Annotated in this window: 28 protein-coding genes; 15 read left to right on the forward strand and 13 right to left on the reverse strand. The window is 72.2% G+C overall.

Translation table 11 applies throughout. The features are described from left to right. Positions 1-2 precede the first annotated feature (2 nt). The 10 genes from deoC to GUY59_RS17305 all read right to left on the reverse strand — a co-directional run bounded on the left by deoC (position 3) and on the right by GUY59_RS17305 (position 8,847). On the reverse strand, positions 3-926 hold the full coding sequence (deoC, locus tag GUY59_RS17265; RefSeq protein WP_252374925.1) for a deoxyribose-phosphate aldolase: 924 nt from the start codon (positions 924-926) through the stop codon (positions 3-5). Continuing rightward, positions 919-1,926, reverse strand: coding sequence for an ABC transporter permease (locus tag GUY59_RS17270; RefSeq protein WP_138200798.1), 1,008 nt, complete (start codon positions 1,924-1,926; stop codon positions 919-921). The genes deoC and GUY59_RS17270 overlap by 8 nt, the downstream gene beginning before the upstream one ends. Then, the gene (locus GUY59_RS17275) at positions 1,923-3,413 is read right to left on the reverse strand and encodes a sugar ABC transporter ATP-binding protein (protein WP_138200797.1); all 1,491 of its coding nucleotides are present in this window, start codon (positions 3,411-3,413) and stop codon (positions 1,923-1,925) included. Before GUY59_RS17275 ends, GUY59_RS17270 begins: the two co-directional genes overlap by 4 nt. Then, a complete protein-coding gene (locus GUY59_RS17280; RefSeq protein WP_138200796.1) occupies positions 3,410-4,375 on the reverse strand; it encodes a sugar-binding transcriptional regulator in 966 nt (321 codons plus the stop codon). Before GUY59_RS17280 ends, GUY59_RS17275 begins: the two co-directional genes overlap by 4 nt. Continuing rightward, a complete protein-coding gene (locus GUY59_RS17285) occupies positions 4,372-5,886 on the reverse strand; it encodes an FGGY-family carbohydrate kinase (protein ID WP_138200795.1) in 1,515 nt (504 codons plus the stop codon). Before GUY59_RS17285 ends, GUY59_RS17280 begins: the two co-directional genes overlap by 4 nt. A 2-nt stretch (positions 5,887-5,888) precedes the next feature. Then, entirely contained in the window at positions 5,889-6,935 is a 1,047-nt protein-coding gene (locus tag GUY59_RS17290) for a galactitol-1-phosphate 5-dehydrogenase (RefSeq protein WP_201760983.1), read from the reverse strand. 29 nt (positions 6,936-6,964) lie between these two features. Continuing rightward, a complete protein-coding gene (locus GUY59_RS17295) occupies positions 6,965-7,939 on the reverse strand; it encodes a substrate-binding domain-containing protein (RefSeq protein WP_138200794.1) in 975 nt (324 codons plus the stop codon). A gap of 197 nt (positions 7,940-8,136) precedes the next feature. Beyond that, positions 8,137-8,277 (reverse strand): hypothetical protein, encoded by a 141-nt coding sequence (locus tag GUY59_RS17300; RefSeq protein ID WP_161714580.1) that lies wholly within the window; start codon positions 8,275-8,277, stop codon positions 8,137-8,139. Positions 8,278-8,375: 98 nt separating this feature from the next. Next, the gene (locus tag GUY59_RS50035; protein WP_269128819.1) at positions 8,376-8,498 is read right to left on the reverse strand and encodes a hypothetical protein; all 123 of its coding nucleotides are present in this window, start codon (positions 8,496-8,498) and stop codon (positions 8,376-8,378) included. 46 nt (positions 8,499-8,544) lie between these two features. After that, positions 8,545-8,847, reverse strand: a complete 303-nt coding sequence (locus GUY59_RS17305; protein WP_138200793.1) for an antibiotic biosynthesis monooxygenase family protein — start codon at positions 8,845-8,847, stop codon at positions 8,545-8,547. 116 nt (positions 8,848-8,963) lie between these two features. On the opposite strand from GUY59_RS17305, the gene GUY59_RS17310 reads away from it, so the two are divergent. From GUY59_RS17310 to GUY59_RS17325, 4 genes are all read left to right on the forward strand, one after another. Beyond that, a complete protein-coding gene (locus GUY59_RS17310; protein ID WP_138200792.1) occupies positions 8,964-9,854 on the forward strand; it encodes a sigma-70 family RNA polymerase sigma factor in 891 nt (296 codons plus the stop codon). A 146-nt stretch (positions 9,855-10,000) separates the two neighbouring features. Further along, complete coding sequence (locus GUY59_RS17315) at positions 10,001-10,678, forward strand: glycosyltransferase family 2 protein (RefSeq protein ID WP_138200791.1); 678 nt, start codon at positions 10,001-10,003, stop codon at positions 10,676-10,678. After that, the gene (locus GUY59_RS17320) at positions 10,675-11,313 is read left to right on the forward strand and encodes a TIGR04282 family arsenosugar biosynthesis glycosyltransferase (RefSeq protein ID WP_201760989.1); all 639 of its coding nucleotides are present in this window, start codon (positions 10,675-10,677) and stop codon (positions 11,311-11,313) included. The genes GUY59_RS17315 and GUY59_RS17320 overlap by 4 nt, the downstream gene beginning before the upstream one ends. Further along, positions 11,310-12,326: an NAD-dependent epimerase/dehydratase family protein gene (locus GUY59_RS17325; protein WP_252374924.1), complete on the forward strand. Its 1,017-nt coding sequence runs from the start codon at positions 11,310-11,312 to the stop codon at positions 12,324-12,326. The genes GUY59_RS17320 and GUY59_RS17325 overlap by 4 nt, the downstream gene beginning before the upstream one ends. An 18-nt stretch (positions 12,327-12,344) precedes the next feature. Here GUY59_RS17325 and GUY59_RS17330 read toward each other — a convergent pair whose 3' ends face one another. After that, positions 12,345-12,968: a class I SAM-dependent methyltransferase gene (locus tag GUY59_RS17330; protein WP_138200790.1), complete on the reverse strand. Its 624-nt coding sequence runs from the start codon at positions 12,966-12,968 to the stop codon at positions 12,345-12,347. A gap of 237 nt (positions 12,969-13,205) precedes the next feature. Here GUY59_RS17330 and GUY59_RS17335 point away from each other — a divergent pair, with 237 nt between their 5' ends. After that, complete coding sequence (locus tag GUY59_RS17335; protein ID WP_138200789.1) at positions 13,206-14,105, forward strand: class I SAM-dependent methyltransferase; 900 nt, start codon at positions 13,206-13,208, stop codon at positions 14,103-14,105. Between the two features lie 12 nt (positions 14,106-14,117). Here GUY59_RS17335 and GUY59_RS17340 read toward each other — a convergent pair whose 3' ends face one another. Next, positions 14,118-15,221, reverse strand: a complete 1,104-nt coding sequence (locus tag GUY59_RS17340) for a Gfo/Idh/MocA family protein (protein WP_171055373.1) — start codon at positions 15,219-15,221, stop codon at positions 14,118-14,120. Continuing rightward, the gene (locus GUY59_RS48750) at positions 15,206-15,913 is read right to left on the reverse strand and encodes a ThuA domain-containing protein (protein WP_138200787.1); all 708 of its coding nucleotides are present in this window, start codon (positions 15,911-15,913) and stop codon (positions 15,206-15,208) included. Before GUY59_RS48750 ends, GUY59_RS17340 begins: the two co-directional genes overlap by 16 nt. Positions 15,914-16,027: 114 nt before the next feature. Between GUY59_RS48750 and GUY59_RS17350 the strand changes: the two genes are divergently transcribed. The 10 genes from GUY59_RS17350 to GUY59_RS17395 all read left to right on the forward strand — a co-directional run bounded on the left by GUY59_RS17350 (position 16,028) and on the right by GUY59_RS17395 (position 25,652). After that, on the forward strand, positions 16,028-16,498 hold the full coding sequence (locus GUY59_RS17350; protein ID WP_138200786.1) for a PPOX class F420-dependent oxidoreductase: 471 nt from the start codon (positions 16,028-16,030) through the stop codon (positions 16,496-16,498). Between the two features lie 136 nt (positions 16,499-16,634). After that, the gene (locus tag GUY59_RS17355; protein ID WP_201760984.1) at positions 16,635-17,651 is read left to right on the forward strand and encodes a DUF6772 family protein; all 1,017 of its coding nucleotides are present in this window, start codon (positions 16,635-16,637) and stop codon (positions 17,649-17,651) included. A gap of 8 nt (positions 17,652-17,659) precedes the next feature. Continuing rightward, positions 17,660-17,998: a hypothetical protein gene (locus tag GUY59_RS17360; protein WP_138200785.1), complete on the forward strand. Its 339-nt coding sequence runs from the start codon at positions 17,660-17,662 to the stop codon at positions 17,996-17,998. A gap of 12 nt (positions 17,999-18,010) precedes the next feature. After that, positions 18,011-19,558 carry an ABC transporter substrate-binding protein gene (locus tag GUY59_RS17365; RefSeq protein WP_138200784.1) on the forward strand — a complete coding sequence of 516 codons (1,548 nt, stop codon included), beginning with the start codon at positions 18,011-18,013 and terminating at the stop codon, positions 19,556-19,558. A 33-nt stretch (positions 19,559-19,591) separates the two neighbouring features. Then, positions 19,592-20,647 (forward strand): LacI family DNA-binding transcriptional regulator, encoded by a 1,056-nt coding sequence (locus GUY59_RS17370; protein ID WP_138200783.1) that lies wholly within the window; start codon positions 19,592-19,594, stop codon positions 20,645-20,647. Beyond that, entirely contained in the window at positions 20,644-21,570 is a 927-nt protein-coding gene (locus GUY59_RS17375) for an ABC transporter permease (protein ID WP_138200782.1), read from the forward strand. Before GUY59_RS17370 ends, GUY59_RS17375 begins: the two co-directional genes overlap by 4 nt. Then, complete coding sequence (locus GUY59_RS17380; RefSeq protein ID WP_132332653.1) at positions 21,570-22,439, forward strand: ABC transporter permease; 870 nt, start codon at positions 21,570-21,572, stop codon at positions 22,437-22,439. Before GUY59_RS17375 ends, GUY59_RS17380 begins: the two co-directional genes overlap by 1 nt. A gap of 2 nt (positions 22,440-22,441) precedes the next feature. Beyond that, positions 22,442-23,443 (forward strand): ABC transporter ATP-binding protein, encoded by a 1,002-nt coding sequence (locus tag GUY59_RS17385; RefSeq protein ID WP_138200781.1) that lies wholly within the window; start codon positions 22,442-22,444, stop codon positions 23,441-23,443. Beyond that, positions 23,430-24,464: an ABC transporter ATP-binding protein gene (locus tag GUY59_RS17390; protein ID WP_132332651.1), complete on the forward strand. Its 1,035-nt coding sequence runs from the start codon at positions 23,430-23,432 to the stop codon at positions 24,462-24,464. The genes GUY59_RS17385 and GUY59_RS17390 overlap by 14 nt, the downstream gene beginning before the upstream one ends. 3 nt (positions 24,465-24,467) lie before the next feature. Further along, the gene (locus GUY59_RS17395; protein ID WP_138200780.1) at positions 24,468-25,652 is read left to right on the forward strand and encodes a phospholipase D-like domain-containing protein; all 1,185 of its coding nucleotides are present in this window, start codon (positions 24,468-24,470) and stop codon (positions 25,650-25,652) included. The last annotated feature ends 1 nt before the right edge of the window (position 25,653 follow it).

A 25,653-nucleotide genomic window follows, 5' to 3' on the forward strand; every position in this document is an offset into this window, starting at 1 on the left:
CCTCAGTCGAGCGTGTAGTAGTCGGGCCCCGCGTAGTGCCCGGTGCCGAGCTTGGTGCGCTGCATGAGCAGGTCGTTCAGCAGCGTCGAGGCGCCGAGCCGGAACCGCGCCGGGTCCAGCCAGCTCTCGCCGGCCACCTCCTTGACCAGCACCAGGTAGCGGATCGCGTCCTTGGTGGTGCGGATGCCGCCGGCCGGCTTCACCCCGGCCTGCCGCCCTCCGGCGGCGTGGTAGTCCCTGACCGCCTCCAGCATGACGAGGGTGACGGGCAGGGTGGCGGCGGGCGCGACCTTGCCGGTGGAGGTCTTGATGAAGTCGGCCCCGGCGTGCAGCGCGAGCCAGGACGCCCGCCGTACGTTGTCGTAGGTGACGAGCTCGCCGGTCTCCAGGATGACCTTCAGGTGCGCGGGGCCGCAGCACTCCTTGACCGCGGCGATCTCGTCGAAGACCTTGCGGTAGTCGCCGGCGAGGAACGCGCCTCTGTCGATCACCATGTCGATCTCGGTGGCTCCGGCGGCGACCGCCGTACGCGTGTCGGCCAGCTTCACCTCCAGCGACGTGCGCCCGGCGGGGAAGCCGGTGGCGACCGAGGCGAGCCCCACCCCGCTGCCCGCGAGGACGGGCGCGGCCACGGGGATCATGTCGGGATAGACGCAGACGGCGGCGACCGCGGGCGCGGTGGGGTCGGCGGGGTCGGGCCGCATGGCCTTGGCCGCCAGGGCGCGGACCTTGCCCGGGGTGTCCGCCCCTTCGAGCGTGGTCAGGTCGACCATGCGGATGGCCAGGTCGATCGCCTGGCGTTTGGCCGTGGTCTTGATCGACCGGGTGGCCAGGTCGGCGGCGCGACGGCGTACGCCCACCTCGTCGACGCCGGGCAGCCCGTGCAGGCAGGCCCGCAGCGAGCCGGATGGAAGGGTGTCAGGCACGGGCGCCACGCCTTTCGATCAGCATGTTGAGGACGAGCGCGACCAGCAGGATCAGGCCGGTCACCACCATCTGGAAGAAGGAGCCCAGACCGAGCAGGTTGCACAGGTTGCGCAGCACCGACAGCAGCAGCACCGCCACGAAGGTGCCGAACACCCCGCCCCGGCCGCCGAACAGGTTGGTGCCGCCGAGGACGACGGCCGCGATGGCGTCCAGCTCCAGCCCGTTGAACGCGGTCGGCTGGCCCACGGTCAGCCGCGAGGTGAGCAGCACGCCCGCCAGCGCCGCGAGCGCGCCGGACACCGCGAACACGGTGGTGATGACGCCGCGCACCGGCAGTCCCGACAGCCGCGCCGCCTCCTTGTTGCTGCCGACCGCGTAGACGTACTCACCGAAGGTGGTGCCGCGCAGCACCACAGCGGCGAGGATCGTGATCACCACGAAGATGATCCCGACGATCGGGACGTAGCCGATGAACCCGCCACCGAGCAGCTGGAACGACTCCGCCCCCGCCGCCTCCGCGGGCTTGCCGTCGGTCAGCAGGTACGTGAGCCCGCGGATCGCGGTGAGCCCGGCCAGCGTGGTCATGAAGGCCGGCAACGCCAGGTACGCCGACAGGCCGCCCATGATGGCGCCGAACACGGCGCCGGCCAGGACGCTCAGCAGGATGGCCGGCAGCACGGGCACGCCCGCGGTCATGAGGATGGCGACCGTCATCCCGCCGAAGGCGGCCACGCTGCCGACCGACAGGTCGATGCCCGCGGTCAGCACCACCATGGTCATGCCGATGGCGACGATCCCGGTCAGCGACGACTGTTGCAGCAGGTTGGCGATGTTGCGGCCGGTGAGGAACTGCGGGGCCAGCAGCGTCGCGACGACGCACAACGCGAGGAAGACCAGCAGCAGGTTGAACTTGACGATCAGGTCGGCGCCGCGCCGCGGCCGGGCGCCGCCGGCCTGCTCGGCGGACGCGGCCACCGAGGATCCGATCGAGGTGGTCATGGTGTCGCTCCTGTGATGACGGCGTGCGCGATGGCGCTCTCCGGGCTGACCCTCGGGTCGAAACGGGCGATGTTGCGACCCTCGTACAGGACCTGGATACGGTCGGCGTTGGCGGTCAGCTCGTTGAGCTCGCTGCTGGCGAGCAGGACCGCCACGCCCTGGCCGGCGAGGTCGCGCACCTGGCGGTAGAGGTCGGCCTTGGCGCCGACGTCGAGCCCGCGGGTGGGCTCGTCGAGCAGCAGGACCTTGATCCCGCCCCTGGCGATCCACTTGGCCAGCACGACCTTCTGCTGGTTGCCGCCGGAAAGCTGGCCGACGAGCTGGCTCTGGCCGACGGATCTGACGCCGAGCCCGGCCAGCGCGGGCGCGGCCAGGCGCCGTCCGAGCCGGCCCGGCAGCAGCCACGGGGGCCGGTCGAGTGCCGCGATCGCCGCGTTTCGGCCCACTGACAGGCCGAGCATCAGGCCCTGTTCCTTGCGGCTCTCCGGCACCAGCGCGAGTCCGGCGCGCACGGCCGCGGCGGGGCTGCCGGCCCGCAACGGGCGGCCGTCCAGCCGGGCGGTGACGTGCGCCTTGAGGTCGCCGAAGAGCGCCCGCAGCAGTGTGGTACGTCCAGCGCCGCCCAGTCCGGCCAGCCCGACGACCTCGCCCGGCCGCACCTCGATGTCGCGCACGTCGATCAGCCCGGGGACGTGCACCCGCTCGACGGTCAGCAGCGGCTCCCCCTCGGGCGCTGGGTGGCCGGCGGGACGCACGAGTTCCTTGGCCTCGCCGATCATCGCCGCCACGATCTCGTCCGGCGTGGTCGAGGCCACGTCGTAGACGCCGGCCGTGCGGCCGTCGCGCAGCACCGTGGCGCGGTCGCCGATCGCCTTGACCTCGTCGAGCCGGTGCGAGATGAAGATGACCGAGCGCCCTTCCTCCGTGAGCGACCGGATGACGCCGAACACCGTCTCCAGCTCGCTCTCGCCGAGCGTGGCGGACGGCTCGTCCATGACGATCACCCGCGCGTCGGCGGTGAGCGCCTTGGCGATGGCGGTGAGCTGCTGCGCCGCGATGGGCAGGTCCCTGACACGGGTGGTCACGGGGAAACGCGCGCCGACCCGGTCGAGCGCCTGGCGGGCCAGGCCCGCGCGCCGCGCCCTGCGTACGAACGGGCCGAACCGGGGCGAGCGACCCAGCAGCAGGTTCTGTGCCACGGTGAGGTCGGGCAGCAGGTCGAGCTCCTGGTAGATGACGGCGATGCCGGCGGCCAGCCCGGCGTGCGGGGTGGAAGGGCTGAACGGCTCGCCGTCCAGCAGGATCGTCCCCTGGTCCGGCCGGTAGGAGCCGGCCAGGATCTTCATCAGCGTGCTCTTGCCCGCGCCGTTCTCGCCCAGCAGACAATGCACCTCGCCGGCGCGTACGGTCAGCTCCACGCCGTCCAGGGCGACCGTGCCGGGGAACCGCTTGACGATCCCCGACATCCGCAGCCGCTCGTCCGTCATGCCTCCTCCTTCCACGTGTCCAGCAGGTACGTCGCGCTCTGGTCGTCGGTGATCAGCACGTCGCAGAGGCGGCTGGCCACGACGGCCCGGCACACCGCGTGCTTGGCCTCGCCGCTGACCAGCGCGACCGAGGCGGTGGACGCGCGCAGGACGTCCAGCGACAGGCCGAGGGTGCGCCCGTCCAGGGCGGGGTCCACGATGCGGCCGTCGCGGTCGATGAAGCGGCCCAGCACGTCGCCCACCGCGCCGGCCTCCGCGAGCCTCGACAGGTGGCCGGCGTCGATCTGGCCGGAGTCGACCAGCACGGAGTCGCTGCCCATGCCCCCGGGGCTGAACAGGAACAGGTCGGCCCGGGTGGCGAGGGCTAGCACGTCGGAGACGGCCCGGTCGCTCTCCAGCACGGCCCTGGTGCTCTGCTGCTCCAGGATCGCCGGGGCGGGCAGCAGCGTGGCGGTGCCGCCGCCGTGGTGGGCGATCAGGCTCGCCATGCTGTGCGCGCTGGTCGGCTGCCGTGACCGGCTGAGCGCGCCGTTGATCTGCACCACGTTGACGCCGCCGGCCCATCCGGGCTTGAGCCCGCCGGCCAGCCGGTCGAGAGTGCGCCCCCAGGAGACGCCGATCAGCCGGGGCGCGGGCCGCATCGCCATCAGGTGGTCGGCTCCCGCCGCCGCGACCCGGTCGCGCAGGTGCTCGACGCCGTTCGGGTCGCCCCCGGCCACCACGACCGCGTCGCGCAACCCGCAGCGTTCCTTGAGCGACTGTTCCAGGGCTCGCACCCGGGACCTCGGGTGCAGCACCTCGATCCGGACGATCCCGGCCTGGCGGGCCTCGGCCAGCATCCTGCCCACCTTCCAGCGGGTCAGGTGCAGGGCATTGGCGATCTGCTCCTGGGTCTCCCCGCCCTCGTAGTAGCGGATGGCGACCTCGTAGAGCTGGTCGTCGTAGCCGGCAGGGACGGTCATGGGTCCTGCCTCCGTTCCGGCGCGTTGAGGCGGTGCGCGAGCGGCGTCGTGGCCTCGGTGGCCGCCCGGTAGTCGGCGTAGCCCTGCCGGTAGGCGTCCCGGTGGGCGGGGACCGGCTCGATGGTGCGGGTGCGCGGGGCGTACTCGGCCGCCGCCTCGGCGAGCGAGGCGTGCCGCCCCGCGCCCACCGAGGCGATCACCGAGCAGGCGCGCAGCGTCAGGTTGTCGCCCGCGACCAGGCTGACCGGCCGGCCGAGCACGTCGGCGGTGGTCTGGAGCCACAACTCGTTGTGCCGGATGCCGCCGGACAGGAAGATCTCCTCCACTGCGATCCCACCCTCGGTGAACGAGTCGATGACCTGGCTCGTGCCGTACGCGACGCCTTCCACGGCGGCCCGGTAGACCTGCTCGGGCGAGCTGGCCAGGGTCAGCCCGAGCACCGCCCCGCGCAGCAGTGGGTCGCGCAGGGGCGTGCGGTTGCCCATGAAGTAGTCGAGCACGATCAGGCCGTGGTCGACCGGCGGCAGCGCCGACGCGGCCTTGATGAGCCGGCCGATCTCCGCCCTCGGCCGACCCATGAGCCGCTCCCCCGCCCAGGCCAGCACCGAGCCCGCGCTCACCTGGCCGCCCTCGACGAGCCAGCGCCCGGTGCGCAGCGCGTCCGGGTACGGCCCCCACACGGTGGGCGGGAAGACCGGCTCGGCGATTTCCGTGACGAACGCGTTGGACGTGCCGCACACGATCGACACCCGGCCTTCGGGAGCGCCGCCGATGGCCAGCAGCGACAGGTGCGCGTCGATGCCGCCGGACGCGACGACGGCAGGGCCGGTGATGCCCAGCTCCTCGCGGGCGGCGGCCCCGACGGGGGCGATCGGGTCGCCGACGGGGACGATCTCGTCGGGCAGCTTGGCGGCCAGGTCGCCGACGCCGAGCCGCTCGTACAGGTCGTTCGGGAATCCCGCGCCGTGCGGGTCGTAGTTGCTCTTGCAGACGGCGTTCATCCGCGATCCCGCCCACCGCCCGGTGAGCCGCCACACCATGTAGTCGACCGCCTCGGTGATGCGGGCGGCCCTGCGGTAGATCGCGGGCTCGTGGCGGGCCAGCCACATGGCCTTCGGCACCAGCCATTCCACCGCGTCCGAGCCACCGGAGTAGCGCAGCACCGGGTGGCCGCTGCGGGCGGTCAGCGCCGACTCCTCGCCGGCCCGGCCGTCCATCCAGAGCAGGGCGGGCCGCAGGGGGCGCCCGTCACCGTCGAGCACGGCCACCGTCGAGGCCGTGGTGGCCACCGCGACCCCGGCGATCTCCGGGTTCCCCGCCTCGGCGAGCGCCGCCCGCGCGGCGTGCACGCTCGCCCGCCACCAGTGCTCCGGGTCCTGCTCGGCCCAGCCGGGCCGCGGGAAGCTGGTCGGGTAGGTGTCGTCGCCCGTCCCGGCCTGCGTGCCGTCCGCCGTGTAGACCGCCGCGCGAGCGCCCTCCGTGCCGAGGTCAAGGGCGAGGAAAGCGGACATCGTCACTCCTCGTTCGGCAGGAAGAGCACCTTGGAGCTGAAGATGGAACGTTCCCCGAGGCCGGCCATGGTCTCGGGCAGCGCGTCCAGGCCCAGCTCGTGCGTGATCATGAACTTCCAGGCCAGCCCGCCGGAGGCGAGCATCCTGGCCGACTCCCGCCACTCCTCTCCGGGGAACGGCGCCGAGAAGGAGTTCCAGGCGCCGTGCAGCGTGACCTCGCGGCGCAGGAAGGAGCCGAAGGTGGCCTTGGGCAGCACCACCGGCTCGTGCGGGATGCCGATGAACACCGCCTCGCCGCGTCTGGCCGTCAGCGTCACGGCCTGGTCGACGGTGGCGGGTACGCCGGCGGACTCGACGACCACGTCGTACCCCTCGCCCACCAGGTCGGCGGCGGCCTCGGCGCTGGTGGCGGTGTGCGTGGCGCCCGCCTCCGTCGCCATGGCGGCCTTCTGCTCGTTCAGTTCGATCACGAGCACCTCGGCGGCGCCGGCGATGCGCGCCCACTGCACGGCGAACAGCCCGATGGGGCCGGCGCCGACGACCGCGACCCGGTGGCCGCCGCGCATCTTCGTGCGCCACAGGGCGTGCAGGGCGATCGCCGCCGGGTCCAGCATGGCCGCCGCCCTCGGGTCGAGGTCGGCGGGAAGCACCATGAGGTTCTCGTCGGGGACGGTGACGTACTGGGCGTACGCGCCGTCCCTGCGGCTGCCGAAGTAGCCGTAGTTGCGGCACAGGCTGAAGTGGCCCTGGCTGCAGGGAGGGCAGGCGTGGCAGGGGATGAGCGGGGGCACGGTCACGAGGTCGCCCTCGCGTACGCGGCCCGTCGCGGCCAGGCGCTCGCCCATCCGGACCACGTGCCCGGAGAACTCGTGACCGCAGATGATCGGGAAGTGGTACGCCCCCGCGGACAACATGCGCGGGATGTCCGATCCGCACACCCCGCAGGCGGCGACGCGGACGAGCGCCTCGCCGGGACCTGGCTCGGGCACGGGCACCTGCTCCACCCGGATGTCCCCGGGCGCGTGGAGCACTGCGGCCTGCATGGTCATGTTTCCGCCTTCCTGATGGTCGCCGCTGGTCACTGCTCGCGCGCCTGGGCGAACTCGCCGGACCCGGTGTACTGGGCCGCGTTGTCCTGGTCGATCAGCTCGGTGCCCGCGTCGATGGAGGGCTCGACCTTCTCGCCCTTGCCGACCTTGAGCACGGTCTCCACGGCCTTCGAGCCGAGCGAGATGGGGTCGTTGAGTGCCGTGGCGACGTACTGGCCGCCCTTGGCGATCTCCTTGACCGCTTCCATGAGCCCGTCCACGCCGGAGACGAGGACCTTGCCCTTACCGCTCTCGTTGAGCACCTTCAGCGCGCCGAGAGCCATGTCGTCGTTGTGCGCGTAGACGGCGGCCACGCCGGGGTTGACCTGGAGCAGGTCCTGCATCGCCGTGACGGCCTTGGACCGTACGTAGTCGGAGTACGGCCCCTCCACGATCTTGATCTTCGGGTTGGCCTTGACGGCCTGGTGGAAGCCGGCGCTGCGGTCGCGAGCCACGGCGCCGCCGGCGTCTCCCCTGATCTCGATGACGGTGCCGCCCTTGGCGCCGAGCTGCTCGCTGAGCCGCTTGCCGACGAGCTCGCCCATGGCCTTGTTGTCGCGCCCGACGTGCGAGACCGCACCCTCGGGCACCGGCCGGTCCACGGTCACCACGGACACCCCTGCCGCCTTGGCGGCGGCGAGTCCGGGCTGCACGCCCTGCGGGTCGACCGGGTTGATGAGCAGGACGTCGATCTGCCGGGTGATGAGGTCCTGGACGTCGTTGTTCTGCTTGGTGACGTCCCCGCCCGCGTCGGCGAAGTAGAGCGTGGCGCCGGCCTTCTTGGCGGCGGCCTCGGCTCCTTCGCGCAGTTGCACGTAGAACGGGGACTGCTGGGTCGCCTGGCTGAAGCCGATGACGAGCGGGCCGTCGCCGGCCTCCGGACCGGTGTCGGCGGTGGACCCGCCGGGGGTGGTCGACACCGAGCACGCCGCCAGAGCGACGGTGGAAAGAAGGAGGACAGGCATTTTTGAACAGCCGGAATCCACGCATAGGGACCTCCGCATGTGACGTAGGTAACGCACGGTAGGTCGCCCGTTCACCTCACGGCAACACATGAGCCGAAATTTGCTCATATGAGCACGCGGTGCCCGTCACAGGACAAACTGCCTGCACAGAGGTCCCTGCCGCCACCGCCCCTCGGGCGGGAGGAGCCGTGGGCCGGTCAGTGTTCGAGCACGACGGGCAGCGCCTCCAGCCCGCGGGCCATCACCAGCGGGCTCTCGTAACGCAACCGGAGCTGCTCTGCCGGGCACGCCAGCCGGATCCCGGGGAAGCGCCCCAGCAGGGACGCGAAGGCCACCATGCCCTTGCAGCCTGGCCAGCGGCGTGCCGAGACAGAAGGGCACACCGTGCCCGAACCCCAGGTGCGGGTCGTCCCGCCTGGCCAGGTCGAGCTCAGGCTCATCCGCCCCGGCAGCGGGCCATGCTGGAGTTGCCGCGCCAGGCCGCCACCCGGGGTGAGATCACCGCCGGGTCGGCCTCCGCCATCCCGGTGTGGTCGGGAGCGGCCTGCTGCTGCAGCACTTCACCGCCGCGAAGGCGGCCTGAGAGGGCGACGGCGCACGCCGGGTCACGTGTCGTACACGTCGTGGTGGACGGCCCGGGGTTCCTTCTCCAGCAGGAAGTCGTCATCGAAGTCGTAATACTTCGCGACAGTGACGTCGTCGCCGGCGAAGGCCTTGATCGCCTCCTCCGACTCCCAGAACGTCAGCATCTCGAAGTGCGCGACCTCGCCGTCCAGACGATGCAGCACGTACGCGCCCCGGTTGCCGGGCGTCGACCGGTAGTCGGGAAGCGCCACCTCCCTCATCAGCTCCAGGTAGGCGCCGGACTTCCCGGCCGGGGTCCGGCCATGCCAACTGCGGGCGATCATGGGCTTCGCTTCCTTCCTTCCGTACGGGTACAGATTAGGGTTCGCCGGTATCCGTCACCTTCGCCGGTCCCGTTCCGTCAAGAAGGAGAGGACCCTGATCGAAGGATGATGTGATCGTGGACGCTGACGAGTTCCTGGCCGGACGATTCGCCGAACACCGCGACCATATGAAGGCGGTGGCGTACCGGATGCTCGGCTCACTCACCGAGGCCGACGACGCGGTGCAGGAGGCGTGGCTGCGGCTCAGCCGTACGGACTCCGGCGCGATCGGCAACCTGGGCGGCTGGCTCACCACCGTGGTCGGCCGGGTCTGCCTGGACATGCTGCGCGCCCGCGCCGCGCGGCGCGAGGCGCCGCTGGAGCAGCGGTTGCCCGATCCGGTCGTCAGCCCGGAGGACGGCGGCGACCCCGAGCGGGAGGCGCTGACCGCCGACGCCGTCGGCCTGGCGCTGCTCGTCGTGCTGGACTCGCTGCGTCCCGCCGAACGGCTGGCCTTCGTGCTGCACGACATGTTCGCGGTGCCGTACGAGCAGATCGCCACGGTCGTGGACCGCTCCCCCGACACGGCCAGGAAACTCGCCAGCCGGGCCAGGCGGCGCGTACGGGGAACCATCCCCTCACCCGACCCCGACCCCGCACGCCAGCGCCGGGTGGTCGACGCCTTCCTGTCGGCCGCTCGCGACGGGGACTTCGCCGCGCTGCTCACCGTCCTCGACCCCGACGTCGTCCTGCGCATCGACGCGGGCGCCTTCGCTGAGGGCGGCTCGTGGACGATCAGCGGCGCGGCGGCCGTGGCCGGGAGGGCCCCGGACTTCCAGCGCTTCACGACCACCCGCACGCTGGAGCCCGTACTGGTGAACGGGGCGGCCGGGCTGATCAGCAGCGAGGACGGCCGGCCGCGCTCGGTCCTCGGCTTCACCATCGCGGAGGGCAGGATCGCCGCGATCGACATCCTGTCCGACCCGGACCGTGTCGCACGGCTCACGCTGACCTGGCCACAGGGCTGACGGTCGGTGGTCCGGGCACACCCGCCGCCCGCGGGGGCGGGGTGGGCGTCGTCGAGTTCTCCTGACGGCTCTGAGCTGGTCATTTCTCGGAAAGGCGGGACCCGGCGCAAGGGTGCGAACCGGGGCATCGCCGTAGCGTCGTTGGCATGAGAATCGACGTGGTGCTGCCGTGCCTGAACGAGGCGGCGGCCCTCCCGTGGGTGCTCGGGCGGATGCCGCACGGTTTCCATCCGATCGTGGTCGACAACGGCTCGGCCGACGGTTCCGCGAAGATCGCCGCCGAGCTCGGCGCGACGGTGGTGAGCGAGCCGCGGATCGGGTTCGGCGCCGCCTGCCATGCCGGGCTGGCCGCCGCGACCTCGGACGTCGTGTGCTTCATGGACGCGGACGCGTCGCTGGACCCCGAGCAGTTGCCCCGGGTGAGCCGCCCCGTCATGGCCGGCGAGGCCGATCTCGTGCTGGGCCGCCGGGTCCGCCGGCCGGGCGCGTCGTGGCCGGCGCATGCCCGGCTCGGCAACGCCGTGCTGGCCAGGCGGTTGCGGCGGCGTACCGGTGCCCGGCTGCGCGACCTTGGGCCGATGCGGGCCTGCCGGCGGGTCGCGCTGCTCCGGCTGGGGATCGTCGACCGGCGCTTCGGCTACCCGCTGGAGATGGTCCTGCGCGCCGCGGCGGCGCGCTGGCGCATCGCCGAGGTCGACGTCGACTACCTGCCCCGCGACGGCCGCTCGAAGGTGACCGGTACGGTACGCGGCACGCTGCGGGCCGTCCACGACATGCGGCGGGTCATGGCCCGCGAGGACGGGACCCCGGACGTGAGCACGTGAACCGGGCCCAGATCGTGGTGATCGCCAAGGAGCCCGTGCCGGGGAAGGTCAAGACCCGGCTGGTCCCGCCGCTCACCCCGGAGGAGGCGGCCGCCGTGGCCGGCGCCGCGTTGGAGGACACGCTGCGGACCGTCGCCCGGGTGCCGGTCGTCCGCCGGGTGCTGGTGCTCGACGGCGCCCCCGGCGCGTGGCTGCCCGCCGGGTTCACCGTGCTGCCGCAGCGGGGTCGCGGTCTGGACGAGCGGCTGGCGGCGGCCTTCGAGGACGCGTACACGCTGCTGCCCGTGCCCGTCGTGCTGATCGGCATGGACACCCCGCAGGTCACCCCTGACCTGCTGGCCGACGCCGTGGCGCTGCTCGACGGGCGCGACGCGGTGTTCGGTCCCGCGAACGACGGCGGTTTCTGGCTGCTCGGGCTGCGCGAGCCCGAGCCCGCGCTGCTGCTCGGGGTGCCCATGTCGGAACCGGGCACCGGAGAGTTCCAGCGGCGGCGGATGGAGGAGGCGGGGCTGAGCGTCGCGTCGTTGCCGTGCCTGACCGACGTGGACACCATGGCGGACGCGATCGAGGTGGCGGCGCTGGCTCCGCGCTCCCGCTACGCCGCCGCGCTCGCCGGCACCGGGACGCGGCTGTGACCGGCACGCGCGGAGGCACGCGCGGAGGCACGGTGCTGGTGACGGGCGCCGCCGGGTTCATCGGCGGCCACGTGGCGGAGGCGCTGGAGGCGGCCGGCCATCACGTCGTACCGCTCGACCTGCGCCGCGGCGGCGACGTACGCGACCCTGATCTGCTCGGCCGGCTGCTGGCGGGCGCGGACGCGGTCGTGCACCAGGCGGCCAGGGTCGGCCTCGGCGTGAACGTGGCCGACATGCCCGGCTACGCCTCGGTCAACGTGTACGGCACGGCGGTGCTGCTGGCCGCGATGGCCGCCCGCGACGTCGGGCGGCTGGTGCTGGCCTCCTCCATGGTGGTCTACGGCGAGGGCGCCTACGACTGCGCGCGGCACGGCCGGGTGCGGCCCGGCCCGCGCTCCGCCGGCGACCTGGCGCGGGGCTCGTTCGAGCCGTCCTGCCCCCGCTGCGGCGACGACGTGCGCTACGCCGCCATCGACGAGGACGCGCCCGTCGATCCGCGCAACGCCTACGCCACCACGAAGCTCGCCCAGGAACACCTCGCCGCCAACTGGGCACGCGAGACCGGCGGCACCGCGGTCGCCCTCCGCTACCACAACGTGTACGGCCCTGGAATGCCCAGGGACACCCCCTACTCGGGGGTCGCGGCGATCTTCCGGTCGGCGCTGGAGGCGGGCCGCGCGCCCCGGGTGTTCGAGGACGGCGGGCAGACGCGCGACTTCGTACACGTCCGCGACGTCGCCGGCGCCAACGTCGCCGCCCTCGCCGGTGGCCGGGCGGGGTGCCTGGCGGCGTACAACGTCGCCAGCGGCGAGCCGCACACCGTCGGCGAGATGGCCAGGGAACTGGCCGCACAGCGCGGCGGGCCCGAGCCGGTCACCACCGGGGAGTACCGGCTGGGCGACGTGCGCCACATCGTGGCCTCACCTCACCGGGCCACCGCCGAGCTGGGCTTCCGGGCGCGGATCCGCTTCGGGGAGGGCATGAAGGAGTTCGCCACCGCGCCACTCGCCTGAACCCGCCCACGGGGCCCGTTACGGTGCCGGGCCGGTGCAGGTGGCGAACCAGCGGCCGGCGGCGGTCCACAGCTCGACGGCGGGGAAACCGCAGCGTACGGCGAGCAGGCCGATGTCGTCGGCGCAGACGGTCGCCCAGGGGAACCAGTCGCCGGTGCGGCCGCCGTGGCGCAGGCGTACGCGGTCCACCGTGCTCCCCGAGCCGGGAGGCCGGACCTCGGCGAACACGGATCCGCCCGGCCTGACCAGTTGCCGCACGCGGCGCAGCAGCGCCTCGGGGTCGCCGCCGATCCCGATGTTGCCGTCGGTCAGCAGCGCCTCGGCCCACAGCCCCGTGCCGGGGAGCGGTTCGAACACGCACCGGAGCAGGGCCAGGCCGCCCGCGCGCCGGGTCAGCTCGACCGCCAGTGGTGTGATGTCGATGCCCAGGGCGAAGATGCCCCTGCGGGCGAGCGCCGCGGTCAGCCGGCCGGCTCCCGAGCCGACGTCCAGGGTGGGTCCTCCGCACCGGTCCAGCACGTGCTCGTCGCCGTCGATGGGCCGCAGCCAGCGTTCGGCGGCGAGCGGGCGTACGCGTCCGTCGGCGTACTCGACCTCGACGTACCGCCCTCGCAGGTTGTGCTCGTAGAAGGCGCCGATCATGGCGCCACGACTCCCGGGCCGGTGCACGTTCCCGGTCGCGCGGCCCCGTGACGTGGTGCCGCGACCGCGTCGCGCGCGCGGCCGGGCGGCGTAGCCGGCACTCATCCCCCCGAATCCCCTGTCGGATGCTGGTGTCCTTACCGGATATACCGTCTGTTATTCCTCGTCACACTGTGCATTCACGCGCCCGGGGAAAGCATTGGCACGCGGGTACGCCCCGTCGCTACCGTGTCGCCGGTGACGTACGAGAACCCCCTGGCCTACGTGCTCGGCCTCGAAGGCATGGCCTTGATGCGTTCCTTCACCGGGGACCACGACCGCGCGTTCGCCGAGGCGCGCATCGCCGAGATCCGGAGGCTCCTGGACGATCCCGCGCTGGCCGGCGCGGGCGTCGAGGTCGCCCGCGTCGACACCGTGGAGGGCTATCGCGTCTGGTCGCGGACGTACGACGACCCCAACTCGGCGTTCTCCTACGACGAGCCGATCATCGAGGTGATCGTCGGCACGTTGCCGGTGGGCCTCGCCCTGGACGCCGCGTGCGGCACGGGCAGGCTGGCCGCGGCCCTGGCCAGGCGCGGCCACAAGATCGTCGGGGTCGACAGCTCGCCCGACATGCTGGCCCGGGCCCGCGAGCGGGTGCCCGAGGGCGACTTCCGTTCCGGCGCGCTCGACCGGTTGCCGGTCGACGACGCCGCCGTCGACCTGATCGTCTGTTGCCTGGCGCTCACCCATGTGCCTTCGCTGGATCCGGTGCTGGCCGAGTTCGCCAGGGTGCTGCGTCCGGGCGGGCACGTGGTGATCTCCGACATTCACCCCGAGGGGGTGGCTCGCGGCATCATCCCGTCGTTGCGCCTGCCCGACGGCCGGCCCGCCCGCGTGGCCACCTACCACCACAGGATCGGCGACTACGTGCGCGCCGCGCTGCGGGCCGGGCTGGAGGTGCGCCGTTGCGAGGAGCCTCGGGAGCCGGGTGCCGAGGTTCCCGAGCCGCAGGATCCGCCGCGCGAGCCCGGATCCCCCGGGCCGTGGGATCTGTGGCCGTGGGTGCTGGTCGACCATGCGCCCGAGGCGGCGCGGGCGGCCGTCGCCGGTGTCCCCGCCATTGTCGTCTGGCACCTCCAGCGCCCAACGGCCTGATCCTGGACGGGTTCAGCGATCGAGCTCGCCGGCGAGGGGACGCAGGGCCACGGGAAGGGGGCGTTCGCACGTGCTGGCGAGGGTCACCGCCGTGCCGGAACGTGCCGCGTCCAGCAGCGACTCCATGACGTCGAGCACGTGGAAGGCCAGCGAGCCGCCCGCGCGCGGTTCCGCGCCGGAGTGTGCCGAGGCGAAGTCCGCCAGGCCCACGCCGCGCCCGGCCTCGACGTAGCCGGCCGACACCGGCAGTTCCCGCCAGCCTTCCTCCCCCAGCACCGACGCCAGGACGGCGCCGTCGAAGTGGTTCGGGTCGGGTACGACGAGCGAGCCCTTCTCGCCGTGCACCTCGATGTTGGGCGACCTGGTCGCGACCCCGTCGAAGCTCATCACGAGCGTGGACAGCGCCCCCGACGCGTGCACGAGCACCCCGGTGACGTGGGTGTCGACGCTGACCGGGACCTCCTCACCCTGGCGAGGGCCGGAGCCGATCGTGCGCTTGGGCCGCGTACGCCCCGAGGCGCCGACGACGCTCGCCACCGGCCCGAGCAGCGTCACCAGGCAGGTGACGTAGTAGGGGCCCATGTCGAGCAGAGGGCCGCCGCCGGGGGCGTAGTAGAAGTCGGGGTTGGGGTGCCAGCGTTCGTGGCCCGGCGTCAGCATCGTCGCGGTGGCCGCGACCGGCCTGCCGATCAGGCCGTGGTCGATCGCCATGCGGGCGGTCTGGGTGCCCGTGCCCAGCACCGTGTCGGGCGCGCATCCCACGCGCACTCCTGCCTCGCCGGCCGCGCGCAGCACGCGGGCGGCGTCGGCCACGTTCGTGGCGAGGGGCTTCTCGCAGTAGACGTCCTTGCCGGCGGCGATGGCCTGTAACGCGATCTCGGCGTGCGCGGCCGGGACGGTCAGGTTGAGCAGGACGTCGATGCGCGGGTCGGCCATCAGCTCGGCCACGCCGAGCACGTCGGTGCCGGGGTAGGGCCGCACCGCTTCCCGCGCCCTGTCGAGGTCGAGGTCGGCCACGGCGGCCAGGCGCACCTGCGGCAGCCGTTCGATGGTGCGGAAATACTGGGCGGAGATCGCGCCGCAGCCGACGACGCCCACGTTCACCGGCTCGCCCACACCATGCCCCTTTCGATGACGGCGCGCACGCTGTCGTGCTGGAGCACGTCGACGCTGTGCCCGGGGGTGGCGACGAAGATCCGTCCCTTGCCCCAACGCCGGGTCCAGATGGCCGGCGAGGTCACCTCGCGGTGCCACGGGTCCCATGGGCGCACCCGCTGCGTGGTCGTGGCCAGCACGTCGATGTAGTCGTCCGTCAGCACCCAGTACTGCTCGGTGAGGAGGTCGAAGTCGGGAACGCCCTCGGTGATGGGGTGGCCGGCCGCCTCGGGCGACATGTTCACGGTGTAGGGGACGAAGTAGTGCTCCTGTGTGCCCGCGTCCGGCGCGTCCGGCTGCTTGCCCGGGTGGCAGGCGAACTGGCCGCCGATGAGGTGCAGGTAGTCGGAGGAGTTGCGGAAGGAGTCGGCGATGCCGCCGTGCCAGCCCGCCATCCCGGTGCCCGCGCGGATCGCGGCCTCAAGTCCCTGCAGCTCGGCGCGCTCGATCGTGCCCATGGTGTAGCACTGCACGATGAGGTCGACGCCGGCCATGAACGCGGCGTCCGCGTACGGAGCGGGGGACTCCGCCCTGACCACCTCGAACCCCTGCTTCTCCAGGAAAGGCACGAAGAGTTCCGTGGCCTCGACGGGGGCGTGTCCCTCCCAGCCTCCCCGTACCACAAGGGCTTTCCTGCTGTTCTCGCCTGTCATGTCATCACCTGTCGCTCTATGGTCAACGACTCTGATGGTCGCATCCCGGCCCGCGTTCGAGGAGGGCGGGCCGGTGAAAGGATCGGGTCCTCACCTGAGCGAAAGGCGCAACAGATGGCTCCGAACATCGCGACCGCACGCCGTGTCGAGCTCCCCGAACTGCTCGGCTTCCTCCGTCCCCGGCATCACGGCCTGCTGTCCACCACCCGCGCCGACGGGCGGCCGCAGCTCTCGCCGGTCTCGTGCGGCGTGGACGAGGGCGGCAGGATCGTGGTCTCCACCTATCCCGACCGGGCCAAGGCGCGCAACGCCCGCCGTGACGAGCGGGCGTCGATCTGCGTGCTGTCCGACGACTGGAACGGCCCGTACGTGCAGGTGGACGGCCGCGCCGAGGTGCTCGACATGCCGCAGGCCCTGGAGGCGCTGGTGGAGTACTACCGGTGCATCGCCGGCGAGCACCCCGACTGGGACGAGTACAGAGCGGCCATGCGACGCCAGGACAAGTCGCTGATCCGCCTGCACATCGAGCGCTGGGGCCCCATCGCGACCGGCGGGTTCCCCGCGCGCCTGGCGTCCGGCGACTGAGGTCATCGGGCGGGCGGCGTCCCCGGGCGGCGTCCGCCCGGGGCGACCCCGGCCGTCGTCGGGTATGTCCGCGTAGGTCCCTTGACATCCGCAATCGTGCGAGTTAGCGTCCTCGAAACTTGGAATTAACGTTCACGTGAACGTTCATCCTCCCCAGGCAATTGTCGACGAGAAGGACGCCCCCTTGACCGTGGACGCCACCCATCCTGCGGCCGACGACCTCCGGCGCGCGCTGATCGCAACCAACCCCAAACTGTCGAAGTTCAATCCGCTCCCCCGCATACTCGCCTTCGACGAGTTCGATACGGGCACGCACGGCTGGTGCGAACTCATCGGGAACCACGACGGCCACGGGAATCTCGACACGGTCGACGTTCACATGCGCGACTTCCGCCCACCGCAGCTCAGCTCGTGCGATTTCTTCGACATCGGCACGCACGCCGCGATGAGCGGGAACTACGCGCTCAAGGTCGCCACCCGGCCGGTGACCGGCCACACCGCGGTGGCGATCCGCCGGCTGACCATGGCCAGGCGCGGGGTGGTGCAGTTCGAGACGTACTTCACGTACAAGAGCGAGGCGGCGACCGCCGAGTCCTCGCTCGGCAACAGCTTCGGCGACATCGAGTGGGACGGCAACCTGCACCCGTCGGAGGCCCAGTTCGGGGCGTTCACCGTGGCCACGGACCTGTGCGACGGCGAGGGCGTGCGCTATCACTGCGTCGCCCGCTACCAGAACACCGACCTCGACCACAATCTCACCAGGCGCTGGATGTATCCCGTGGTGCCCGAGCCGACGCCCAGGGAGAACCTGCACAACCAGGAGAACCTCTCGCCCACGGAGGACTTCACCGCGCCGAACCCCGAGGACTGGCGCCCGCTCGGCGAGGAGCCGCAGTTCCTCTGCTACAACGAGGTGCCGACCAAGGTCAACTGGCACTATCTGCGCTGGCAGTTCGACACCAGGACGCGCACGAACATCGAGTTGCAGGTCAATGACCGGATCATGGACATGCGCCAGGTGCCGGTGCCCGCCTATCCCGACAAGTACGACGGCCTGGAGAACCTGCTCAATTTCTATGTGAGCGTGCGCACCCATTCTCCGGTACGCAACTTTCTTTTCCTTGATTCCGCACTGATTTCCGTGGATTGGTGAACACCGGCATGAGGCATGCTCTTACCGCCGTTCTTGAGCGCAACACCACCTTCACCGCCGATTTCGTGACCGAGCCGTACGAAGCCGGGTGGGCCGCGGAGGCGCGCTGGTTCGTACGCACGCTGGCGCTGGAGGGCGACGCCCCCTCCCTGCGGCTGAACGCCCAGATCTCCCCCGACGGGCTGCACTGGTGCGACGACGACGGGAGCACCGAGCAGATCGCCACGGAGCCCGGGATGGTGTCCATGCGGGTGCGCGAGTTCGGCCACTGGTTGCGCCTGCGGGCCACGCTGACCGGCGGCGACCCGAAGGCCAAGGTCCTGATCTACCTGGCGCTCAAGAGCTGAGAGGAGCTCGACATGACGGCAACGGAGGGGGTGGGCAGGCGGCGGTTCCTGGCCCTCCTGGGAGCCGGCGCCGCCGGCGCCTCCCTCCCCGCCCTCGTCACCGGGTGCGCGCCCGGCGGCAAGGGGACGGGACCGGCCGCCGGAGGGAACCGGCCGCTCAGCGCCGCGTTCTACCAGGCGATCAACGACCTCGACCCGCACGGCCCGAGCGCCGTGGACGAGGCGTCGCTGCTCGCCAACCGGCAGATCTACGACACGCTCGTCTCCTGGGACGGCGAGAAGGCGGCGCCGAGCCTGGCCACGTCGTGGCGCCAGCCCGACGAGACGACGTGGGAGTTCACACTCCGCGACGACGTCGTCTTCCACGACGGCGGCAAGCTCACTGCGGCCGACGTCAAGGCGTCGCTGGAGCGGCTGGCCGCCTCCGACGGCCCGCAGAAGCCGCTGTGGTCCACGGTGGACACGATCAAGGCCCCCGACGCACGCACCCTCACGATCACCACGAAGGAGCCCGTGGGCACCCTGCTGGTGAACCTGACCCTCGCCTTCATCCTGCCCGCCGCCCGGCTCGGCAAGGGCGACCTGTCACGCAAGGCCGTCGGCAGCGGCCCCTTCGCCGTCGAGTCGTTCACGCCGTCGTCGGAGCTGCTGCTCAAGCCCGCTCCCGGCTACTGGGGCGGGGCGCCCAAGCTGGCCGGCCTGCGCCTGCCGTACATCCCGGAGTCCTCCACGCGCATGACGTCGCTGCAGAACGGCGAGGTGGACGTCACCTGGATCATCCCGCCCGACGAGCTCGAACGGCTGCGCGGCGTCGACGGCGTGAAGATCGAGAGCAAACCGGGCGTGAACTACTTCCTCACCTGGTTCAACTGCGGCAAGAAGCCCTTCTCCGACCCGCGCGTGCGCCGCGCGCTGCTGCACGCGCTCGACGTCAGGACGATCGTCTCCAGCCTGTACGGCGACGCCGCCGCCGTCATGGACGCCCCGATCCCGTCCGCCGTCTTCGGCCACGCCCCGCAGAAGCCCTACGAGTACGATCCCGAGCTGGCCAGGCGCGAACTGGCCGAGGCCGGTCACGGTTCGGGGATCCGCACCTCGATGATGTGGTTCAAGGACACCGGCCCCCTGGCCACCGAGCTGGCCCAGTCGATCATCTCGGCCTGGGGCAAGGTCGGCGTGGTCGTCGAGCCGCAGCAGATCGAGAAGGCGGCCTGGCTCAAGCGGCTCACGGCCCTCGACTGGGACATCGAGCTCCAGGTCAACACCGTGACCACCGGCGACGCCGACTACACGCTCGGCCGGCTCTACACCAGCGAGGCCAACCGCATGGGCTACGCCAACAAGGAGCTCGACGGCATCCTCGCCAAGGCCAAGGCGACCTCCGACCAGGACGAGCGCAAGTCGCTGTACGGCCGGGCATGCGAGATCATCTGGCGCGACGCGGTCGGCGTCTTCCCCGCGGCGCTGGCCGCCACCTACGGGCTGCGCTCCACCGTCGCGGGGTTCGTCCCCGCGGCCAACAGCCAGCCCGAGTTCCGCACGGTGTCGGCCACCGGGTGATCCGTGCGAGACCAGATCAGCCCGGGAGCACCATTGCGTGAGGCACGCCGTACGACACTGAAGGACATCGCCGAGAGCCTCGGCGTGTCCGTGAACACCGTCTCCAGGGCGCTCGCGGACAAGGACAGCGTCGGCCTGGAGACGCGCAAGCGGGTGAAGGCCGAGGCCGAGCGGCTGGGCTACGTGCCCAACTCCACGGCCAGGTCGCTGGTGCTCGGCTCCGCGAGCACCCTCGGCATGGTGATCACCAACCCGTCCAACCCGTTCTACGCCCAGCTCATCAGCGGGATGGAGCAGCATTGCCGGCGGCACGGCTACTCCTTACTGCTGATGGCGACGGAGGAGAGCCTGGCCAACGAGCGGCGCGCGGCCGAGGAGCTGCTGCGCCGCGGCGTGGACGGGGTGCTCGTGGTGGCGGTGCAGGAGGGCGCCGAGCACTGGCGGCGCTTCCGGGCCGCGGGGGTGCCGCTGATCCTCATCAACCGTGACGTGCCCGAGCTGAACGCCGACCTGGTGGGCGTCGACCACGTCAAGGGCGGCTACGAGGCGGCCAGACACGCCGTCACCCAGGGCGCCAGGAAGATCTACTTCCTGGAGGAGGACCTCGGCGTCTCGGCGATCGCCGACCGCGTCGAGGGGTACCGGCGGGCCATGGCCGACAGCGGCCTGCCCGTCGAGCCCGACACCATGATCAAGGTGCCGACCCGGCGGCTGGAGCAGAGCGCGATGCCGTGGGACCCGAGCGAGGCGTACCGGCTGGCCCGGGAGGTCGTACGGACCGCGCAGCGGCCGATGGCGTTCGTGGCGGGCAACGACTATTTCGCGCTCGGCGTCTACCGGGTCGCCGACGAGGCGGGGCTGCGGATCCCCGACGACGTCCTGGTCGTCGGCTACGGCGGGCACCCGTTCGCCCCCTACGTGATCCCCTCGCTCACCACCGTGGAACTGCCCGCCGCGGACATCGCCGTGTCGGCCGTGGACCGCATGCTGCGCCGGCTGGGCAGGCAGGACGCCGCGGGCGCTCCGGAACAGGTCCTGTTCCCGCCCCGGCTGGTCGTCCGGGCGTCGAGCGGCGGGGGCGGCACATGACCGCCTACCTCGGGCGACGGCTCGCCCAGGCGCTGCTGCAGATCTGGGGCGCCATCACGATCGTCTTCGTCGCCCTGCGCGTGCTGCCCGGCGATCCGGCCGAGCTGATCCTCGGCAGCCACGCCACCCCGGAGGCGCTGGACGAGCTTCGCGGCACCCTCGGGCTCGACGAGCCCCTGCTCGTGCAGTACGCCACCCACATGCGGGACGTCGTCGCCCTCGACTTCGGCCACTCCTGGCGGCAGAACGTCAGCGCCCTCGACGCCTGCCTGGAACGTCTCGGCCCGACCCTCTCCCTGTCGGCGTGGGCGATGGTGATCACCATCGTGCTGGGCTTCGTGGCCGGTTCGTTCGCCGCCCGCCGCGCGAACACCTGGGCCGACCACCTGGTCTCGGTGTCCTCGCTGGTCGGCCAGGCGCTCCCGCCGTTCTGGATCGGCATCATGCTCTCGCTCATCTTCGCGCGCTGGCTGCAGATCCTGCCCAGCACGGCCGACGGCACCCTGGGCAGCCTGCTGCTGCCCGCGTTCACGCTGGCGCTGCCGTTCGTGGGGTGGCTGGGCCGGCTCGTACGCACCGGGATCCTCGAGGAGATGAACCAGGACTACGTCCGCACGGCCCACGCCAAGGGCATGAGCCACCGGGTGGTGTTCTACATCCACGTGCTGCGCAACACCCTGGTCCCGGTGGTGACCATGCTGGGCCTGCTCATGGGGTACTTCATCGCGAACGGCGTCATCGTCGAGGTGATCTTCGCCTGGCCGGGGATCGGGTCGCTGCTCATCGACTCGATCACGTTCCGCGACTACGCCGTTGTCGAGGCCGTCCTGACCGTGATCACGGTCTGCTACATCCTGCTCAACCTGCTGGTCGACGTGCTCTACGTGTACCTCGACCCCAGGATCCAGTTGGAGAACGCCTGATGACAGTGAACGTGCGAGGCGCGACGCTCGCCGGCCGGCTGGCCGGGCTGCCCCTGCGCGCGCACCTGGCGCTCGGGACCGTGCTGCTGTTCGTGCTGGCCGGCCTGCTCGGGCCGCTGCTGGCGCCGTACGACGCCGCGCGCACCAGCCCGGTCGACCGGCTGCTGCCTCCGGGGACCCGGTTGTCCGACGGCGCGATGGCCTGGCTCGGCACCGACCAGGTGGGGCAGGACATCCTGGCCGAGGTGCTGGCCGGGATGCGCACCTCGCTGACGGTGGCGCTGGTGACCGTGGTCGTCGGCGGGTCGGCCGGGCTGCTGCTGGGCCTGCTCGCGGGCTATTTCGGCGGCTGGGCCGACGGCATCATCTCCAGGGTCGGCGACATCCAGCTCGCCTTCCCCAGCCTGCTGCTGGCCATCCTGCTGGCCGGTGTCCTGGGCCCGAGCATGGTGAACGTGATCATCGCGCTGGCGGTCACCCGATGGGTGATCTTCGCCAGAGTGGTGCGCGGCTCGGCGCTGGCCGTGCGCGACCGGGAGTTCGTGGACTCGGCGCGGGTGATGGGCGCCTCCCACGCGCGCATCCTCGCCGGCTACATCCTGCCGTCGTGCCTGCCACCGCTGATGGTCGCCGCCACCGTGCAGGTCGGCCTGACCATGGTCGCCGAGGCGTCGCTGAGCTTCCTCGGCCTCGGCGTGCCGGCCTCCCAGGCGTCGTGGGGCTCGACGATCGCCGAGGGCCGCGACTACCTCGCCTCGGCCTGGTGGATCGCCGCCGTGCCCGGCGCCGCCCTGGCACTCGTCGTGGTCAGCATCGGCGTGCTCGGCGACCTGCTGCGCGACGTCTCCGACCCGATGACGGAGCTGTGACGATGGCCAACGAATCCGCGACCCCGCTGCTGGAGGTCGAGAACCTGGCCGTGGAGTTCGACACGCCTGCCGGGCCGCTGCGGGCCGTGCGCGGGGTGTCCTTCGAGGTCGGCGAGTGCGAGACGCTCGCGATCGTCGGCGAGTCCGGCAGCGGCAAGAGCGTGACCGCGCAGGCGCTGATGGGGCTGGCGCCGCAGGCGGCGCGCATCGCGGGAGGGCGCGTCTCGATCGAGGGCCGCGACGTCGCCGGGCTGTCCGACCGCGAGTGGCAGGCGCTGCGGGGCGAACGCATCTCCATGATCTTCCAGGATCCGCTGAGCGCGCTGAACCCGTCGCTCACGGTGGGCTACCAGATCGGGGAGATGTTCCGCAGGCACCGCGGCGCCGGCCGGGCCGAGGCCCGCCGCCGGGCGGCGGAGCTGATGGCGCTGGTGGGCATCCCCGACGCCGAACGGCGGCTGGACGACCATCCGCACCGCTTCTCCGGCGGCATGCGGCAGCGGGTGATGATCGCGATGGCGCTGGCGCTCGACCCGCGGCTGCTCATCGCCGACGAACCCACCACCGCGCTGGACGTGACCGTGCAGGCCCAGATCCTGCGGCTGCTGCGGCAGCGGCAGCAGGCCGAGCGGCTCGGCATGATCCTCATCAGCCACGACCTCGGCGTGGTCGCGCGGGCGGCCGACCGGGTGGCCGTCATGTACGCGGGCCGCATCGTCGAGACCGGCACCGTGGCCGAGGTGTACGAGCGGCCCGCCCACCCGTACACGCTGGGCCTGATGCGGGCGGTGCCCGACCCGCGCGACATCGGCGCCCCGCTGGAGGCGATCGAGGGCCGGCCGCCCGACCTGGCCGCGCGGCCCGCCGGCTGCGCCTTCCACCCGCGCTGCCCTTTCGCCAGGGACGTCTGCCGCACCGACGACCCCGCCCCGCACGAGTTCCACGCCGCGCGGGCCAGCGCCTGCCACTTCGCCGAGGAGGTGATCGCGCATGGCGGGAACTGAGCCCCTGCTGGAGCTGTCCGACCTGGTGACGAGCTACCGCCTGCGGCCGGGGATCGGCCGGCCGGGAGGCGAGGTGCGGGCCGTGGCCGGCGTGAGCCTGACCGTCCACGCGGGCGAGACCGTCGGCCTGGTCGGCGAGTCCGGGTGCGGCAAGTCCACGATCGCGCGGACCATCGTCGGCCTGGTGCGCCCGTCCGGCGGCAAGGTCCTGTTCGACGGCCGCGACCTCGGCGCCCTGCCCGCCAAGGAGCTGCGCAGGCTGCGCCGGGACATCCAGATCGTCTTCCAGGACCCGTACGCCTCGCTGAACCCCCGCATGACCGTCGCCAACCTCATCAAGGAGGCGTGGCGCATCCACCCGGGGCTGGTGCCGCGCGAGCGGTGGGACGACGAGGTGGACGCCCTGCTGGAGCGGGTCGGCCTGCGCTCCGAGCACGCCGGCCGCTATCCCCACCAGTTCTCGGGCGGGCAGCGCCAGCGCATCAGCATCGCCAGGGCGCTGGCCGTGCGGCCCCGGCTGATCGTCTGCGACGAGGCCGTGTCCGCGCTCGACGTCTCGGTGCGGGCGCAGATCCTCAACCTGCTGCAGGAGTTGCAGCGCGATTTGGGCGTGTCGTACCTGTTCATCTCGCACGACCTGGGCGTCGTCCGGCACCTGTGCGACCGGGTGGCGGTGATGTACCTCGGCAAGATCGTCGAGACCGGTTCCAAGGAGGAGATCTACCGCAGCCCCGCCCACCCGTACACGCAGGCGCTGCTGTCGGCGGCGCCCAGCCTGGACGACTGGCGGACCGACGAAAGCGACGAGATCGTCCTGACCGGAGATGTTCCCTCGCCGTTGAGCCCGCCGACAGGCTGCCGTTTCCGTACGCGCTGCTGGCGGGCCCAGGATCGGTGCCGCGACGAGGAACCGGCGCCGGCCGAACGGGACACGGGTCACCCGGTCGCCTGCCACTTCCCCGGAGCGCTTCCGCCCCCCACCACGACGGCGCCCGACAGCGGCCGCCTCACGAAGGAGTGATCCATGCCAGGCACGTTCCTGCCCGCGCTCGCCACCGGCGCCCTGCTGGCCACCGCCGTGCTCGCGGGCGCGGGCCCCGCCGCCGCCGCCTCCGCGAGCACCTGCGCGGACGCGCCCACCGCGCCGGTGAGGACGGAGGCCGTCTTCAACGACCCGGTGAGCGGCGATGGGGCGGCGCTCGTACGCAGGCTCTGCGGCCTCGTCCGGCAGACGCCCCCGGGCGCCCGCATCCAGGTCGCCCACTTCGTCATGTCGGGCGCCGCGGGCAAGGAGTTCGCCGGCGAGCTCATCAAGGCGCACCAGCGCGACGTGGACGTGCAGGTCGTCCTCGACGGCGACAAGCGCGGCGCGGCCGTCGCGGGCGAACTGGCGGCGGCCCTCGGCACGGACACCTCGGCGCGCTCCTGGCTGCACGTGTGCACCGGGCCGCCTTCCGGCGGCACCGCCGCGTGCATCGGCGACAAGGGCCAGCACAACAAGTTCTACCTGTTCTCGCGCACCGGCCGCGCCTCCGACGTGGTGGTGCAGTCGTCGGCCAACCTGACCGACCTCAACTCCACGACGTACTGGAACAACGTGGTCGTCCTGCCCGGCAACCGGCGCCTGTACGCCGCCTACGCCGGCTACTTCGCCGACCTGGCCGCCGAGCGCAAGAACCTCGACTACTACCGCGTCGTCCAGACGGGCGGGCCCGGCGGCTCGGTGCGGGCCCACTTCTTCCCCAAGGCGGACGGCGACCCCATCGTCGACCACCTCGGCAAGGTGTCCTGCCGGGGCGGGACGACGATCAGGGTCGGCATGTCGGAGTGGGACGCCTACCGTGTCGCCATCCCGCAGCGGCTGCGTGACCTGGCGGCGCGGGGCTGCACCGTACGGATCGTCTACGGGATCATGGACGACGAGGTCAAGGAGCTGCTGCTGGCCGAGCCGCGGGTCGAGCTGCGAGCCCTCGGCGACGGCGACGCGCTGCCCGGCCGCGTTCACTCGAAATACCTGCTCATCGAGGGCTCCTACGACGGGGACCGCCACGCCCGCCGGGTGTTCACGGGCAGCCACAACTACAACGAGACGTCGCTGCGCCGCAACGACGAGGTGCTGCTGCGGCTGAACAACCGGGCCGTCTACGAGCAGTACGTGGCCAACTTCGAGCGCATGCGCGAGGTGGCATCGCCCGCGACGCAGCCGTAGC

The organism is Nonomuraea sp. K271 (genome assembly GCF_009908215.1).
Taxonomy (GTDB): Bacteria; Actinomycetota; Actinomycetes; order Streptosporangiales; family Streptosporangiaceae; genus Nonomuraea; species Nonomuraea longispora.

Bases quoted from the DNA above. Each gene is read 5' to 3' on its own strand.
- GUY59_RS17270 (WP_138200798.1), bottom strand. From the start codon at position 1,926: ATGACCACCTCGATCGGATCCTCGGTGGCCGCGTCCGCCGAGCAGGCC.
- GUY59_RS17275 (WP_138200797.1), bottom strand. From the start codon at position 3,413: ATGACGGACGAGCGGCTGCGGATGTCGGGGATCGTCAAGCGGTTCCCC.
- GUY59_RS17280 (WP_138200796.1), bottom strand. From the start codon at position 4,375: ATGACCGTCCCTGCCGGCTACGACGACCAGCTCTACGAGGTCGCCATC.
- GUY59_RS17285 (WP_138200795.1), bottom strand. From the start codon at position 5,886: ATGTCCGCTTTCCTCGCCCTTGACCTCGGCACGGAGGGCGCTCGCGCG.
- GUY59_RS17290 (WP_201760983.1), bottom strand. From the start codon at position 6,935: ATGACCATGCAGGCCGCAGTGCTCCACGCGCCCGGGGACATCCGGGTG.
- GUY59_RS17295 (WP_138200794.1), bottom strand. From the start codon at position 7,939: ATGCCTGTCCTCCTTCTTTCCACCGTCGCTCTGGCGGCGTGCTCGGTG.
- GUY59_RS17300 (WP_161714580.1), bottom strand. From the start codon at position 8,277: ATGGTGGCCTTCGCGTCCCTGCTGGGGCGCTTCCCCGGGATCCGGCTG.
- GUY59_RS17305 (WP_138200793.1), bottom strand. From the start codon at position 8,847: ATGATCGCCCGCAGTTGGCATGGCCGGACCCCGGCCGGGAAGTCCGGC.
- GUY59_RS17315 (WP_138200791.1), top strand. From the start codon at position 10,001: ATGAGAATCGACGTGGTGCTGCCGTGCCTGAACGAGGCGGCGGCCCTC.
- GUY59_RS17330 (WP_138200790.1), bottom strand. From the start codon at position 12,968: ATGATCGGCGCCTTCTACGAGCACAACCTGCGAGGGCGGTACGTCGAG.
- GUY59_RS48750 (WP_138200787.1), bottom strand. From the start codon at position 15,913: ATGACAGGCGAGAACAGCAGGAAAGCCCTTGTGGTACGGGGAGGCTGG.
- GUY59_RS17350 (WP_138200786.1), top strand. From the start codon at position 16,028: ATGGCTCCGAACATCGCGACCGCACGCCGTGTCGAGCTCCCCGAACTG.
- GUY59_RS17360 (WP_138200785.1), top strand. From the start codon at position 17,660: ATGAGGCATGCTCTTACCGCCGTTCTTGAGCGCAACACCACCTTCACC.
- GUY59_RS17365 (WP_138200784.1), top strand. From the start codon at position 18,011: ATGACGGCAACGGAGGGGGTGGGCAGGCGGCGGTTCCTGGCCCTCCTG.
- GUY59_RS17375 (WP_138200782.1), top strand. From the start codon at position 20,644: ATGACCGCCTACCTCGGGCGACGGCTCGCCCAGGCGCTGCTGCAGATC.
- GUY59_RS17380 (WP_132332653.1), top strand. From the start codon at position 21,570: ATGACAGTGAACGTGCGAGGCGCGACGCTCGCCGGCCGGCTGGCCGGG.
- GUY59_RS17385 (WP_138200781.1), top strand. From the start codon at position 22,442: ATGGCCAACGAATCCGCGACCCCGCTGCTGGAGGTCGAGAACCTGGCC.
- GUY59_RS17390 (WP_132332651.1), top strand. From the start codon at position 23,430: ATGGCGGGAACTGAGCCCCTGCTGGAGCTGTCCGACCTGGTGACGAGC.
- GUY59_RS17395 (WP_138200780.1), top strand. From the start codon at position 24,468: ATGCCAGGCACGTTCCTGCCCGCGCTCGCCACCGGCGCCCTGCTGGCC.